The 14,302-nt window shown below is 59.8% G+C and carries 11 protein-coding genes; 7 read left to right on the top strand and 4 right to left on the bottom strand.

Going from position 1 to position 14,302, the window contains the following annotated elements:
- Positions 1-191 precede the first annotated feature (191 nt).
- Positions 192-1,169, top strand: a complete 978-nt coding sequence (locus C6Y32_RS05735; protein ID WP_105204379.1) for an RluA family pseudouridine synthase — start codon at positions 192-194, stop codon at positions 1,167-1,169.
- A gap of 59 nt (positions 1,170-1,228) precedes the next feature.
- On the opposite strand, the gene C6Y32_RS05730 is transcribed toward C6Y32_RS05735, so the two are convergent.
- Positions 1,229-2,467 (bottom strand): uracil-xanthine permease family protein, encoded by a 1,239-nt coding sequence (locus C6Y32_RS05730; RefSeq protein WP_105204378.1) that lies wholly within the window; start codon positions 2,465-2,467, stop codon positions 1,229-1,231.
- 175 nt (positions 2,468-2,642) lie between these two features.
- Positions 2,643-3,653 (bottom strand): ABC transporter substrate-binding protein, encoded by a 1,011-nt coding sequence (locus C6Y32_RS05725; protein ID WP_105204377.1) that lies wholly within the window; start codon positions 3,651-3,653, stop codon positions 2,643-2,645.
- Positions 3,654-3,905: 252 nt separating this feature from the next.
- On the opposite strand from C6Y32_RS05725, the gene C6Y32_RS05720 reads away from it, so the two are divergent.
- From C6Y32_RS05720 to C6Y32_RS05705, 4 genes are all read left to right on the top strand, one after another.
- Positions 3,906-4,526 carry a trimeric intracellular cation channel family protein gene (locus tag C6Y32_RS05720; RefSeq protein WP_164998149.1) on the top strand — a complete coding sequence of 207 codons (621 nt, stop codon included), beginning with the start codon at positions 3,906-3,908 and terminating at the stop codon, positions 4,524-4,526.
- 407 nt (positions 4,527-4,933) lie between these two features.
- The gene (mgtE, locus tag C6Y32_RS05715; protein WP_105204375.1) at positions 4,934-6,286 is read left to right on the top strand and encodes a magnesium transporter; all 1,353 of its coding nucleotides are present in this window, start codon (positions 4,934-4,936) and stop codon (positions 6,284-6,286) included.
- A gap of 584 nt (positions 6,287-6,870) precedes the next feature.
- Positions 6,871-7,566, top strand: a complete 696-nt coding sequence (locus tag C6Y32_RS05710) for a putative ABC transporter permease (RefSeq protein WP_105204374.1) — start codon at positions 6,871-6,873, stop codon at positions 7,564-7,566.
- Positions 7,567-8,889: 1,323 nt separating this feature from the next.
- Positions 8,890-9,783: an EamA family transporter gene (locus C6Y32_RS05705; RefSeq protein WP_105204373.1), complete on the top strand. Its 894-nt coding sequence runs from the start codon at positions 8,890-8,892 to the stop codon at positions 9,781-9,783.
- A gap of 180 nt (positions 9,784-9,963) precedes the next feature.
- Here C6Y32_RS05705 and C6Y32_RS05700 read toward each other — a convergent pair whose 3' ends face one another.
- Positions 9,964-10,899, bottom strand: coding sequence for a helix-turn-helix transcriptional regulator (locus C6Y32_RS05700; protein ID WP_105204372.1), 936 nt, complete (start codon positions 10,897-10,899; stop codon positions 9,964-9,966).
- A gap of 130 nt (positions 10,900-11,029) precedes the next feature.
- On the opposite strand from C6Y32_RS05700, the gene C6Y32_RS05695 reads away from it, so the two are divergent.
- Both C6Y32_RS05695 and C6Y32_RS05690 read left to right on the top strand, forming a co-directional pair.
- Positions 11,030-11,674, top strand: coding sequence for a DJ-1/PfpI family protein (locus C6Y32_RS05695; RefSeq protein ID WP_105204371.1), 645 nt, complete (start codon positions 11,030-11,032; stop codon positions 11,672-11,674).
- A gap of 166 nt (positions 11,675-11,840) precedes the next feature.
- Positions 11,841-12,728, top strand: a complete 888-nt coding sequence (locus C6Y32_RS05690) for an alpha/beta fold hydrolase (protein WP_105204370.1) — start codon at positions 11,841-11,843, stop codon at positions 12,726-12,728.
- Positions 12,729-12,982: 254 nt separating this feature from the next.
- On the opposite strand, the gene C6Y32_RS05685 is transcribed toward C6Y32_RS05690, so the two are convergent.
- Entirely contained in the window at positions 12,983-14,170 is a 1,188-nt protein-coding gene (locus C6Y32_RS05685) for a metal-dependent hydrolase family protein (protein ID WP_105204369.1), read from the bottom strand.
- Between the last annotated feature and the right edge of the window lie 132 nt (positions 14,171-14,302).

The raw sequence follows: 14,302 nt of genomic DNA, 5'->3' as shown, positions 1-14,302 counted from the left end.
GCACAGGCGCTATCGACCGCTATACAGCCCCGTTTTTTACCGTTTGCTTACCGGTATTAGTATAGCACAGTTTTAGACAGTATGCACCTTTTGACCGGCAGTAATTTACCTTTTTGCCAAATCGTGTTACAATACGGGGGCAAAATAGCGGTGGGCCATTATTCGGCCCGCGGCACCCGGGAGGAGTAGCGATGTACATCTGTCAGATAGGGGCCAAACAGGCCGGTCAGCGACTGGATAAACTGGTATTTTCTATCTGCCCCGATCTGCCCGGCAGTGCCTTTTACCGGGCGCTCAAGCGGGGCAACATCAAGATAAATGGCCGCCGCCGCGAGATCTCGTACCGGGTGCAGGCCGGCGATACGCTGCGGCTGTACCTGGAGCCCCAGTACCTGCCGGGGGCGGCCGAGAGCGGCGGCGTTCCCGCCCCCGTACCGGCCGGGCCCACCTTTGCCGTGGTGTACGAGGACGACCATGTACTGCTGGCCGACAAGCCGGCCGGGCTGCTGGTTTTACCGGGCCAAAACGGCGAGCAGAACAACCTGCAAAATCAGCTGCGCCACTACCTGCAAGAGCAGGGCGGATACCGGCCGGGGCAGGACTTTGCCCCGGCGGTGTGCAACCGCATCGACCGCGGCACCAGCGGCATCGTGCTGGCGGCCAAAACGGCCGCCGCCGAACAGGAGCTGCTGCTGCGCATTCGTCAGCGGCAGATCCACAAGAGCTACCTGTGTGCAGTAGTGGGGCACATGCCGGCAGCGCGCGGCAAATTTGACAACTACCTGTTTAAAGACGCCCGCCAGAGCCGGGTATATGTGCGCCAAAACCCGCAGCCCGGCGCCAAACGGGCCATTACCCATTGGCAGGTACTGCAAAAAACGCCCCAGCTGAGCTTGGTCGAAGCCCAGCTGCTGACCGGGCGCACCCACCAGATACGGGCCCAGTTTGCCGCCAGCGGGCACCCGCTGTTGGGCGACAGCAAATACGGTGAAAACAGCGTCAACCGCCGCTACCGCATGAAGAGCCAGGCACTGTGCTCGTACCGGGTACAGTTTGACTGGCCGGCGGAGGGCGGGCCACTGGACTACCTGCGGGGCCGCTCTTTTACCACCCAAAAGCCGGCATTTTGCCAGCTGTTCACACCGTATAAGACCGCCGGCGGACAGTGAGAGAGCCGCGCTGCATGTTGGCAGCGCGGCTCTCTCTTTATGCCCATCTGGACGCTCTTTTAGACGTTTTGCGGCAGGATCTTGTTGGTCAGCACGCCCACCACCACGGCGATGAACAGGCCGGAGACGGTGAACTCGCCGATCTGGATGCCCGCCGACATGCCCAGACCGAACACCAGGATCAGCCCCACGGTGATGAGGTTGCGGCTGTGGGAAAAGTCGAGCTGGGCCTCGGCGATGGTGCGCAGGCCGACGGCGGCGATCATGCCAAAGAGCATGATGGACATGCCGCCTTTGACCGGGTCGGGGATGCTGGCCAGCACACCGCCGAACTTGCCGAACACCCCCAAAAAGATGGCAAAGCAGCCGGCGATCTTCAGCACGCCGGTATCGTACACCTTGGTGACAGCCAGCACGCCGGTATTTTCAGAATAGGTGGTGTTGGCCGGGCCGCCCAGCAGGCCGGCCAGTGAGGTGGCCAGCCCATCGCCCAGCAGCGTGCGGTGCAGGCCGGGATCTTTGAGCAGGTCTTTGCCGATGACCGAGCCGTTGGTGGTGATGTCGCCGATGTGTTCCATAAAGGTGACCAGCGCCACCGGGGCGATGAGGGTTATGGCGTGCAGGTCAAACTGGGGCAGCGTGAAAAACTTGCCGCCAAAGTCCCAAAAGGGGCTGATCCAGGGGGCGCCGGTGATGAGGCTGGTATCGATGAGTTTAGCCCCCAGCACCCCGCTCAGATCGAGGCCCACGCAGAGCAGGTACCCGCTGACGAGGCCGATGAGGATGGGCACCAGCTTGAAAAAGCCTTTGGTAAAAACCGACACGGCTATGATGACCGCCAGCGTGAACAGCGCTACCGGCCAGTTCACCTGCGCCATCGAGATGCCGGTGGGGGCCAGTGTCAGGCCGATGACCACGATGACCGGGCCGGTGACCACCGGCGGGAAGGTCTTACGGATGACATCGACCCCCACGTATTTGACGATGAGGGCCACCAGTATGTAGATGAGCCCGGCGGCGATGATGCCCGACTGGGCTTTGGGGATGTTTTTGCTGTTGCCGCCGATGACGATCTGCAGCGCGCCGATGTAGGCAAAGCTGGAACCCAAGAACACCGGCACCTTGTGGCTGGTGACCAAGTGGAAAAGCAACGTGCCCAGGCCGGCGCAGATCAGCGCCACCGACACGTTGAGGCCGGTGAGCGACGGCACCAGCACGGTGGCGCCGAACATGGCAAACAGGTGCTGGACGCCCAACACCACTTTTTTGGAGGTGGTCAGGTTGGCAGTTTCTCCCATAATATCTTCCTCTCTCCTGTTTTTCTTCCTCTTTTACGGCACAAAAAAAGCCCCGACGATAGCGTGGGGGCTTTTTTTGCGCCTGCATCAGCATACACGATTTTATTCGGCTTGTAAAGACGGATCGCAGATCATCTTTTGTGGGGGACTGCCGGCCAGGATGGCAGCGGGCACTCTACGCTTTGGCGTAATAGAAGTCATCTCCCGGCAGCGAGCCGCCGACAGACTGCGCATTGGCCTCGAACAAAATCTGCAGCAGTGAGGAGACCGACGCTTTCATCGACTCGCCGTCGCGGTAGGCGATGCCGAGATTGGGAATGGCCCGCTCGGCGATCTCGGCTTTCATGATATCGTATTTTTGAGCCAGCGCAGCTGTCTCTTCAGTGTTGCCAGCGGCAAACTCGACCGAGTTCTGGAAGTCCTGCAAAAAGTCTTTTACCGCCTGTCCGTTTTCTTTGACGAAGTCGGTGCGGGCCACTGCGGCGCCCAACAGCAGCTCCTTGCCATCCGAGACCCGGTCCCACTCACCGCCGAGATCGACGGCCGCCTTGGCACTGCCGTTTTTGGCCAGTGCAGACGAGAGATAGGGTTCGGGCATCACTGCCAGCGGCGCCCGCCCGTCGGCGACCATATCGACCAGCTGGTCGTAACTGTCGACATATTCTATGCGCACATCGGTACCCACGGTGAGACCACTGTGATCGAGCACGTAGTTGAGCAGATATTCAGACGTGGTCCCCTGACCGGCGGCGTAGACTGTTTGGCCCATGAGCCCGTAGAGATTTTTTATCTCGCCGGTGGTGTCGACTACAGTGAGGGCCCCCAGCACATTGGCGGCCAGCAGCTGTACACTGCCGCTGTTTTGGGCGTACAGAGCGGCGGCTACGTCGGTGGGCAGCACGGCGATATCCACCTCGCCCGCAGACAGCTTTTCGGCGGCGGTGGCGGCATCGCCGTACAGCGTCGCGGTATATTGATTGGCGGTCTTTTTGTCGCCGCTGTCTTTCATGAGCTTAGCCAAGCTGATACCGGCCGGAGACTTGACACCGGCTATGCGCACATCGGCGCCCTGCTTAGAGCTGGCGCCACTACTGCTGCCGCTATCGGTCCCCTTTTTGTCGCCGCAGCCGGCAAATACAGAAAGTACCAGCAACGCTGCCAGCGCTAGAGATAGTATTTTTTTCATTGGTGTGCTCCCCTCTGCCGGTATTTTGTCCGGCGCGCGGAGCCTGCCGGGAAAGTGATCTGCCCGGTGGGCCCCAGCTGTTATTTTTTCCCACTGTCAGGCGAAAAACACAGCAGTTAGAATACTTTAAAAGATAGCTCTTTTGGGCTGGGTTGTCAACGCTGTTTTTATTGAACTGCACGGTGTTTTCCCGTATAATGGGGCAAAAGAGGGCCGCTCTGGACGGCAGTGGACAGGAATGAGGGACGAGCTGTGGGGATCATCGACTATTTGGACTATATCGGCATCGTGGCGTTTGCTATTTCGGGGGCCAGCACGGCCATTAAAAAGCGGATGGACTACCTGGGCATTCTCATCATGGCTGGGGTGACGGCTATTGGCGGTGGCGTGATACGGGACATCATCATCCGCCGCGACTCGCTGCCCATATTTTTTGAGCGCTACGAGTACAGTTTGCTCATCCTGCTGACCACCGCCTTTGTGATACTGACCAAGGGGCAGATACGCTGGAGCTTTGCGCTGGATATTTTTGACGCGCTGGGGCTGGCTACCTTTGCCATCGAGGCGGGCATCACCGCTATCTCGATGGAGCTCAACTTTATCACCTTCTGCTTTGTATCGTTCATCACGGCGGTGGGCGGCGGCATCATCCGCGACCTGTTCGCCCGCGAGATCCCCCACATTTTGCGCCCGCGGGAGATCTACGCGGTGGCGGCGGTGGGCGGCAGCGTATGCTTTTGGTTTTTGCGCCAGCTCATCGACCTGCAGGTGGCGGCCTACATCTGTATTGCGCTGACCTTTTTCACCCGCCTTTTGTGCATGCGTTTTCGGCTGGCACTGCCCACCGTTAAGCCGCCGCAGGCCAGGAGCTGACCGGTCCGGGCCCGGGGCGTTGCGGCCCGGCGGCAGGCGGGCGATTTTGCTTGACTTTTTGGGGGGTGGGCTATACAATGGGTGTGGCCCAAAAGGCGGCGTGTGCGCTGCCCGGGGCTGTGTAAAAGACTCACAGATTTGACTTTTTAGGAGGTGGACAGACAATGGACGCTGGCAGTAGTAGAGGTGCGAATACCCGGGCTGAATGCGCAGGCGACGTGCCGCAGCGGGAGGAGATGTCTGTTCCGCTCTCTTTGTCACCCGGCACTTCCCTGTAGGGCGCGCGTTTGCCCCCGCGGGGGATGTGTGCGCTTTCTCCCGGTAATATTCGGCACCTGTACTAGACCGCAGCGAGAGACTTGTGGTCTTTTTTGTTGCCCAAATTTACCGCGAGGAGGGAAAATATTATGAGCAAATTCATCACCATCGACGCGCTGTGCCAGTTGGTGGAGGAAAAGCAGTTTGCCGCGGCCCGCGCCTTTTTGCTGGCCTGCAACCCTGCCGATGTGGCGGAGCTGTTTTCTGAGCTGCCCGACGCCGCGCTGGTGCTGTTGTTTCGCGTGCTGCCCAAAGAGGTGGCGGCCGAGGTGTTCTCGCACCTGGACAGCGACGTACAGCAGCGCATCGTTGAGGGCATCACCGACAAAGAGCTCGCCACCATCGTTGACGAGTTGTTTTTTGACGATACCATCGACTTTATCGAAGAGATGCCGGCCGGCATCGTAAAGCGGGTGCTGGCGGCCACCGACTCGGCTACCCGCAGCCAGATCAATCAGCTGCTGCAGTACCCCGAGGGGTCGGCCGGCAGCCTGATGACGCTGGAGTTTATGGAGCTGCGGCGGGACGAGACGGTGGCCGAGGCCATTGCCGACATCCGCGGCAGCCGCGATAAAAAAGAGACCATCGAGACCTGCTTTGTCACCTCCCCCACCAAGCTGCTGGAGGGGTCGGTGGCTCTGCAGGACATTCTGCTGGCCGACGACAGCACCAAGATCATTGAGCTGGCCGACCCCGAGATCTGCAAGGTGGGCACGCTGGACGACGAGGAACAGGTGGTAGAGGTATTTAAGAAATACGACCTGTACACGCTGCCCGTTGTAGACCGGGAGGACCGGTTGGTGGGCGTGATCACCCTGGACGACGTGGTTGATGTGATGGAGGAGCAGGCCACCGAGGACATCTACAAGATGAACGCCGTCTCCCCTGCCGACGACAGCTACCTGAAGACCAGTGCCCTGACTCTGGCCAAGCACCGCATCGTGTGGCTGCTGGTGCTGATGATCTCGGCCTCAATCACCGGGGCCATCATCCGCCGCTTTGACGAAGTACTCTCTTCTATGGTGCTGCTGGCGGCCTACATCCCCCAGCTGATGGACACCGGCGGCAACGCCGGCAGCCAGTCGGCGACCATGGTGATACGCAGCTTGGCCCTGGGCGATATCGCCCCCAAAGACGCCCTTGTGGTGCTGCGCAAGGAATTTGCCGTGAGCCTGCTGACCGGCTCGGTGCTGGCGGTGGTGAACTTTGGCAAGCTGCTGCTCTTTGACCGGGTGGGGGTGCTGGTGGCCGTGACCATCTGCGCCAGCCTGTTTTGCACCGTGATCATCGCCAAGATCTGCGGCGGACTGCTGCCCATTATTGCCCAGAAGCTGAAAATGGACCCGGCCATTATGGCCAGCCCGCTGATCACCACCATCGTGGATGCGGTGTCGCTGATGATCTACTTTGTTTTGGCCACCACCATCCTGCACATCCACTAAGACACGGTTTAGCCAGTGCGATCTTGACGCGGGCCGCCCACCAAAAAGGGGCGGTCCGTTTTTTGGTGCCCCAGGCAGCTGAGAAACGAGAAAACGGCGGTATGGCGGCAAATGTAGCGCCTGGAAATTGTTACGAAATTGTAAATTAGTAGGTATTGGGCGCTGTTTGAGCACGATTTGGCATGTTTGGGCGGATAGGGGGCATGGGCAGGGCATAGCGCGGACAGACTATAGTGAACGCCCGGGCACCTGCCCGGCCCCGGTGAAATAGAAGAGGGGTGCCGTATGCGCTGCGGCGGCTGGGTGGAGTGGCGGACTGGTGCATGGCTGAACTGGCGGACGGGGCACTCGCCCCTGCCGGTGCCGCACAAGTTCTGCGCGAACATCAGCTGCCGGCCTGAGGACAGTTCACCGGCTTGACCCGAGACGGTAACAAAAAAATCAAATACCAGAAAAAATGACAAATTTCTTAAACCTGCCCCGATGACCCGAAAACCGGTGGCATTTAAAGACAGATCGTCTTATACTGGGGTGTATACTCTGTTTTTTACACGTAGAGCATAACGGAAACGAGGTACCTGACTATGCAAGCTAGCTCTGCCCCCATCGACGGCCAGACCCAACAGAAGGCGGCTGCCACCCGGCGCCATCCCGACGCCCCCAGCCTGTACCAGCTGTTTTGGATATTTGTGATCGCCAGCATTTTGGGCTATGTGGTGGAGATGCTTTTTTATTTTGTGCGCCACGGCAGTTTTGAGAGCCGGCAGGGGCTTTTATACGGCCCCTTTTCGCAGATATACGGGCTGGGGGCAGCGGCGCTGAGCGCGATATTGGGTCGTTTTGAGCGCTGCCACAACTTGGTGATATTTGGGGTGAGCGCCGTGTTCGGCGCCGTGTTTGAGTTTGTGTGCTCGCTGGTGCAGGAGCTGGTGTTCGGCTCGGTCTCGTGGGATTATACCGGCTCGCCGCTGAACCTGGGCGGCCGCACCAACATAAAGTACGCCATATTTTGGGGGCTGCTGGGGCTGGTGTTTTTGCGGGCCATCTACCCCTGGTTTTGTGACCTGATACGGCACATACCCACCCGCTGGGCGGTGCCGCTGACCTCGGTGGTGGCGATATTTTTAGCGGTGGACATGGTCCTCTCGGCGGCGGCGGTGTGGCGCAGCGGCCAGCGGCGGCAGGGGGTGGCGCCAGAGGGGGGCTTTGCCGTATTTTTAGACCAGACCTACCCCGACGACTACTTAAAAGAAGTATACCCCAATATGAAATTTATTTAAACGACATACTACGACAAAAAGGCCGGAGCGCGGTGCAGCGCCCCGGCCTTTTTGCGTACCGTGGGCGGTGGGTGGCGATCGCAGAGCCGGGTGGTGGGGCTTTGAGTGTTGACGAAAGAGAATTGGTTGGGCGTGGGGTGGCGGAACGGTAGATAGTGGGGATATTTTCGGCGCAGGAGTTGGCAGAAAAACTGCGCGGTGGGAGTAGCTGAGGTGGTTTATGGGTGTACTGTGGGTGGCTTTGGTGGGCTTTGGTGGGCTGGGAATGTTATCGGTGAGGATGTTGCCGATGGGTGGGGCACGGATAGTGGTACTACTGAGGCGGTGCAAGAAAGGCAGCTGGTCGACTGGGTATGGGGCGCTATGGTGGGCTGGGGGCGCGGTTGGTGGCGGGGATAGTATCGGGGGTAGAGGGACGGGCAGGAACATGCACGGTGGGAGGTGCTGGAAATTTTGCGGGGGTGCTGGGGTGGGATGGAACGTTATAGATGGGGGTATATTGCCGGTAGTGGGACACTGGGAATGTCGCCGATGAAATAGAGCAGAAAAGGCAGCCGGATGGCTGGGTATGGGGCGCTATGGTGGGCTGGGGGCGCGGTTGGTGGTGGGGATAGTATCGGGGGTAGCGGGACGGACAGGAAAATATGTGGTAGGAGGTGCTGGGGATTTTGCGGGGGTGCTGGGGTGGGATGGAGTGTTATAGGTGGGGGTATATTGCCGGTGAGTGAGACACTGGGAATGTCGCTGATGAAATAGGGTAGAAAAGGCAGTCGGGTGGCTGGGTATGGGGCGCTATGGTGGGCCGGGGGGCACGGTTGGTGGTGGGGATAGTAGCGGGGATAGCGGGACGGATGGGAAAATGTACGGTGGGAGGTGCTGGGGGGTGATGGGCGGCGGGGCTTGAGCGAGATGGGTGGCTGAGGTGCCGGCGGTGCGCCCGGTGTGGGGACGGGCATGTACACAGAAAAAAGCGAGATGAGCGTGAAAGGCAGCGCGAGTGGGGCGTTGGCGGTACCGGGGGTGGGAGAAAACTGTTTTTTCTTGCCAGCGGGGGCGATATGTGCTAGAATAAATTGTTTTTTGAGATGTTGCGGGCCGGGCCCGCTATTTTGCACCGAGAGGAGGAGGACCTGTGCGCCACACGACCACCACTGCGCCCCATATACCGTGCCACTGCTGGGACAGCGTAGCGCACCGGTTCCCCCGGCGTCCGCCCCCGCGCGCGCAGCTGCACCACACACGGCAGCTGGATGCGCGCTCCCCGCTTTCATCTGCGGCTTTTATTAGGGGAAGATCAAATAGAGAAAAGGACGCTATCTACTTATGACCTGGTTTATTTTTTCGCTGCTCTCGATCTTATTCTGGAGCGGCTCGGATTTATTTTCCAAAATGGGCTCGAAGCCCGACGACACCTACAGCCACTGGAAGATGGTGATGGCGGTGGGCCTGGTGATGGGTCTGCACGGCATTTACATGGTGGCCACCGGCACCCCGTTTCACCTGGGGGACATCATCACCTACCTGCCCGCCTCGCTGCTGTATATTTTAGCTATGGTACTGGGCTATGTGGGGCTGCGGTACATCGAGCTGTCGGTCTCGAGCCCTATCTGCAACTCGTCTGGTGCGGTGGCGGCACTCTTGTGCTTTATATTTTTAAAGCAGGCCATGACCGGCCTGCAGCTGCTGGCGGTGGGGCTCATCTGCCTGGCGGTGCTGCTTTTGAGCCTGCTGGAAAAAAGGCAGGACGACGCGGCGCGGCAGCTGCGCCAGCAGGTGGCCAACGTAAAGTACCAAAAGAGCTTTATCGCCATATTGTTCCCCATCTTATACTGCCTGATAGACGGGCTGGGCACCTTTGCCGACGCAATGCTTTTAGATGTGGCCATTGCCGAGGAGCAGGCCAACATCGCCTATGAGTTCACCTTTTTGTTTATGGCTATCTGCGCCTTTATCTACGTGGTGATCATTAAAAAGCAGAAGATCCGCCTGTGGGACGAAAAGCCCAAGATGGCGGCGGCGCTGGTGGAGACTGCCGGCCAGTTCACCTACATTTTTGCCATCGGCGCCAATGCGGTGGTGGCGGCCCCGCTCATCAGCAGCTACTGTGTGTTCAGCGTGCTGTGGAGCCGGCTGTTTTTAAAAGAGAAACTCAACTGGAAGTACTACGCGGTCATTGGCCTGGCGGTGATCGGCATCGCCATACTGGGCATGGAATGACCAGACGGGCCACCGCCGTGTAGCGGGACCCGGTCTTTACCGATAAGACGGCGGCGCGCCGGCACATCCCTTTTTGAGGAGTGCCGGCGCGCCTTTTTTATGGCTTTTTCAGGTGGCCCGCCGAAGTGAGGTCACTTGGGCCGCATGTGGCCGGGAGCGGCTATTTTCTGTGCCAGTTTACTATGAGCCCCCGTAGATGGCGGCTATCCTTTGGGCCCTGCGCTTTACCTCTGCGCGGACATGCGGCGGCCCAAGACACTCACATTTGTCGCCGAAATGAAAGAGGAGGTTGTAGTGGTACTCGTTTTCTACAAAGGGAAACCGCACGCGGTAATGCGTGTCGCCATCTGGTGAAAAGTGCTCGTAGGGGCAATAGGCGAGGACGATATCGGCGATAGAGCGGTGGATGCGGAGCTCGATCTCGATCTGCATGGACTTTAAAATATCGGTAAAATCTAAAACCGGTCTCTGCTGATCGCGGGGCACAAAAGACGTTTGTTGCAGCTGCAGATCGAAGGTGCGGGACAGCTTGAATAGCCGAAAGTCGTTTTTTGTGCGGCAGTACCCCTGTAAATACCACTGGCTGTTTTTTAACACCAGCTGATACGGCTCGACCGTTCGCCGGGTCTTTACCCCGCGGTGGGCCATGTACCCAAACTGGAGCAGCCTGCTCTCCCGCAGCGCTGTTCGCACCGTTTCCAGACAGGGGTGTACGGCTCTGTCCGCCGTCCAGGGGGCCGGATCGATACAGATCTGACCGGCTTTTTTGAGGATGTCGTCTGCTCTGTCGGCGGGGATGAAGCTCTTGACTTTGGCGAGGACGGTGGCCAGCTCGCTCCCCCCTACCATGCTGAAAAGGCCGGAGAGCGCCGTCAGGAGCGCGGAGAGATCGGCGGCTGAAAAGACCTTGTTATCGATCTTGTACCCCCGCATGATCTCGAAGCCGCCGCCGGCGCCCGGCACCCCCCGGACGGGGACGCCGGCCATGTTGATGGCGTCTATATCGCGGTAGATCGTGCGGGGCGAGACCTCGAACATATCCGCCAGCTCCTGTGCGCCGACGCGCTCTTTTTCGAGGAGGACCAGGATCATGCTGACCAGCCTGTCTACTTTCATAGAATACCGCCTTTAACTATTTACTGCCAATCGTGGCCACACCGTTGTCAACGATCTTATCGTACAATGAAAAGGCAAACAAATCAATCTGCCCCTCTGCCAGGGGCGAGACAGAATTGGGGGAAAATACATGTTTACCATCTATATTTACCTGCCGGACACTTTGGCTGACTGGGAACTGGGACATATCACCGCCGAGTTGCAGTTGCGGCGCTTTTTTAAAAAGGATGCCCCGCACCTGGAACTGAAAACAGTCGGTTATTGCCGGGAGCCGGTGCGCACGATGGGCGGGCTGACCGTTGTGCCCGACTGCGCGGTAGGCGATATTGCCACCGGTGAAAAGAGCGTGTTGCTGTTGCCGGGCGCAAACACGTGGAGCGACCCTAGACACGGCGCTATCATCGAAAAAGCCGGCGAATTTTTAGCTGCGGGCGCGGCGGTGGGCGCTATCTGCGGGGCCACTGCCGCGCTGGCCGGCGCGGGGCTGCTGGACGACCGGCCCCACACCAGCAACGGGCCGGGATTTTTGGAGGCGGCAGTGCCCGGCTACAGGGGACAGCGCTTTTATGTAGATGCGCCGTCTGTAGCGGATGGCGGTCTTTTTACGGCCAGCTGTACCGGCGCACTGCTGTGGGCCCGGCAGATCCTTTCATATTTAGGCGTTTTTGAAGCCGATACGCTCGCCGCCTGGTATACCTATTTTAGCACCGGGGCGCCGGAGCACTTTTTTGCCCTGATGCAGTCTGTGGCGGCAGCGCAGACGCTCCTACTTTAGATAAGTTGGACGGCGGTGGGCGCAAATGCCGCGCCCCAGGACCGTTTAGCATATTGGGGGACACATTTTAAAGCTTAAAATGTGAAACGCAAGCGCGGAGGCGATGGACAGCAGGGGCGGGCGGTGTTAGAATGGGGAAAATAGAGCGCAAAGGGGCCTGATAGAGATGGGGACCATTTATAAGACGCCGGACAGCCGCCGCCAGACGCTGGCGCTGTACGACCGGCAGCTCAGATCGCTGGGGTGCCACTGGCGCGACCGGTATGTAGACACCGCTTTTGGCCGCACCCACCTGGTGGAGACCGGCAACTTTGCCGGCCCGGCGGTGCTGGTGTTTCACGGCGGCAACTCGACCACCGCCTACAACCTGCTGCTGTGCCGTTTTTTGCTGCCCCATTTTCACCTGTACGCGGTGGATATCATCGGCCACCCAGGCAAGAGCGACCAGCGCTGTCTTCCGCCTTACGGCTATGCCTATGGGCGCTGGGCCAGCCAGGTGATCGACGCGCTGGGTTTTGCGCGCATGCGCTGTTTTGGCGGCTCGTTTGGCGGCGGGGTGCTGGCCAAGCTGATGTGTGTGGCGCCGGAAAAGGTGGAAAAGAGCGTGCTGGTGGTGCCGGCGGGCATTGGCAACGCGCTGCCTGTTGGGGCGGTAAAAATGCTGGTGCCGCTGCTGCGCTACCGCCGTAGCGGAGACGAGCGCTATCTGCGGCAGACGGCGCTGTACATGGCGATGACCGAAGACGTTTTAGACGGCGATACCATCGAGACGCTGCGAAACAGCTTTGACCACGTAAAGACCAAGGTGGGCATGCCCACCAATGTGGGGGCGCGGCGCATGCGGCGCTGCCATGCGCCTACGCTGGTACTGGCCGGCGAACGGGACTGCCTGTTCCCGGCGCGCAAGGTGCTGCGGCGGGCACCGAAGATCCTGCCCTGCTGCCGCACCTACCAGCTGACTGGTCGCGGCCACATGCACCTGCTCACCGAGGGGGAACAGGCGATGATCGTGTCGTTTTTGCAGGGGGACCCACCTCCCCCGCCGGGCCGCTGACCAGCAGGCCGCGGCGGGGGCCTGTACGGCACCGGGCGACGGCATGGCGGGACGGCGCGGAGACTTAAAGCGGCAGTTGCCGCTATGGGCCGGACACGGTCGGTGACCGCGGTGCGGCAGTTGCAAGTGAGAAAACAAAAAAGGCGGGCGGCCGGGGGGACCGGCAGCTCGCCTTTTTTATGTGTGAAAACGGCAGATAGAGACCTGCGGAGACTGACCCGCCGCCAACGGCTGGGAGAGCCCGCGACCGGCGGCTACAGCTTGCTGTACAGTACCTCGCCGTTTTTGATGGTCATAACGCAGTTTAAAATGTCCTGGATGTTCTCGGCGGGGTTGCCGGCAAACACGGCCAGATGGGCCTTTTTGCCCGGGACGATGCTGCCCAGCTCTTTTTCGACGCCCAGCATGGTGGCCGAGTTGATGGTGGCCAGCTCGATGGCCTCCAGCGGGGTGAGCCCCTCCCCTACCGACAGCACCAGCTCGTTGCCGGTGCCGGCGTGGGAATTAAAGGGGGTGCCGCTGTCGGTGCCCAGCGCGCATTTGACGCCGGCGCGGTAGGCCTTGATGAACGAGGCGTAGTGGTGGCTGATGATCACATCGACTTTGCGCACGGCGTACTCGGGGATGCCGTTTTCCACTCCGTACTTTTTGATGTAGTACGGCGCGCAGAGGGTGGCCACCAGCCAGGTGCCGTTTTTGAGCATCAGCTCGACTGCCTCATCATCCAGATAGCAGCCGTGCTCCACCGAGTCGATACCGGCGCGGATGGCGTTTTTGATACCGATAGTGCCCTGGGCGTGGGTGGCGCTTTTGGCGCCGACCTTGTGGCCCTCCTCGATGGCGGCGCGCATCTCCTCCTCGGTGAGCTGGGGGCTGCCGGGCTCGACGCCGCGGGTCATAACGCCGCCGGTGGCCATGATCTTGAGCCAGTCGGCGCCGGCGCGCAGCTGCTCGCGGGCGGCTTTGCGCAGCTCGTCTACCCCGTCGGCCTGCCGGCCGCCGGCGCTCCAGCCGTGGCCGCCGGTCATGCAGATGCATTGGCCCGAGACCTGCATGTCGGGCGCCTTTTTGACAAGGCCAGACTTGACCGCGTCGCGGATATCGATATCGATAAAGTTTGAAGAGCCCACGTCGCGCACGTAGGTAACGCCGGTCTCTATGTACTGCTCCAGGTGGTGCAGCGCCTTCATGGTCATCTGGGCGTCGGTATCGGCCACCGCCTCGGGGTTGGGATCGGGGGCCATGGTCATGTGCTCATGGCAGTTAAAGAGACCCGGCAGCACGGTGTTGCCGGCTACATCGATGATCTGACAGCCTTCGGGGGCGACGACCTTTTCGCCCACCTCTTTGATGATGCCGTCCTCGATGAGGATCTGGCCGGGGAATACCTTTTTGTTTTCGATGTCGACGATGTTACCGCCGGTCACCAGCGTGTATTGCATAAACTCACCTCATAAAAAATGTGCTCAAAAGCAATTTTGTGCTTTAAAGTGTGTTAGTAGACTACCGACAGTTTACCACGGTTTTTCGCCGGGGTCAATATGGGGGCGCAAAAAAGGGGCGGCAGAGGTCGA

Source organism: Neobittarella massiliensis (ex Bilen et al. 2018), assembly GCF_900289145.1.
In the GTDB taxonomy this organism is placed as follows: domain Bacteria; phylum Bacillota; class Clostridia; order Oscillospirales; family Ruminococcaceae; genus Neobittarella; species Neobittarella massiliensis.
The sequence above is the reverse complement of the archived record's forward strand: the minus strand, read 5'-3'. Positions and strand labels throughout refer to the sequence as shown.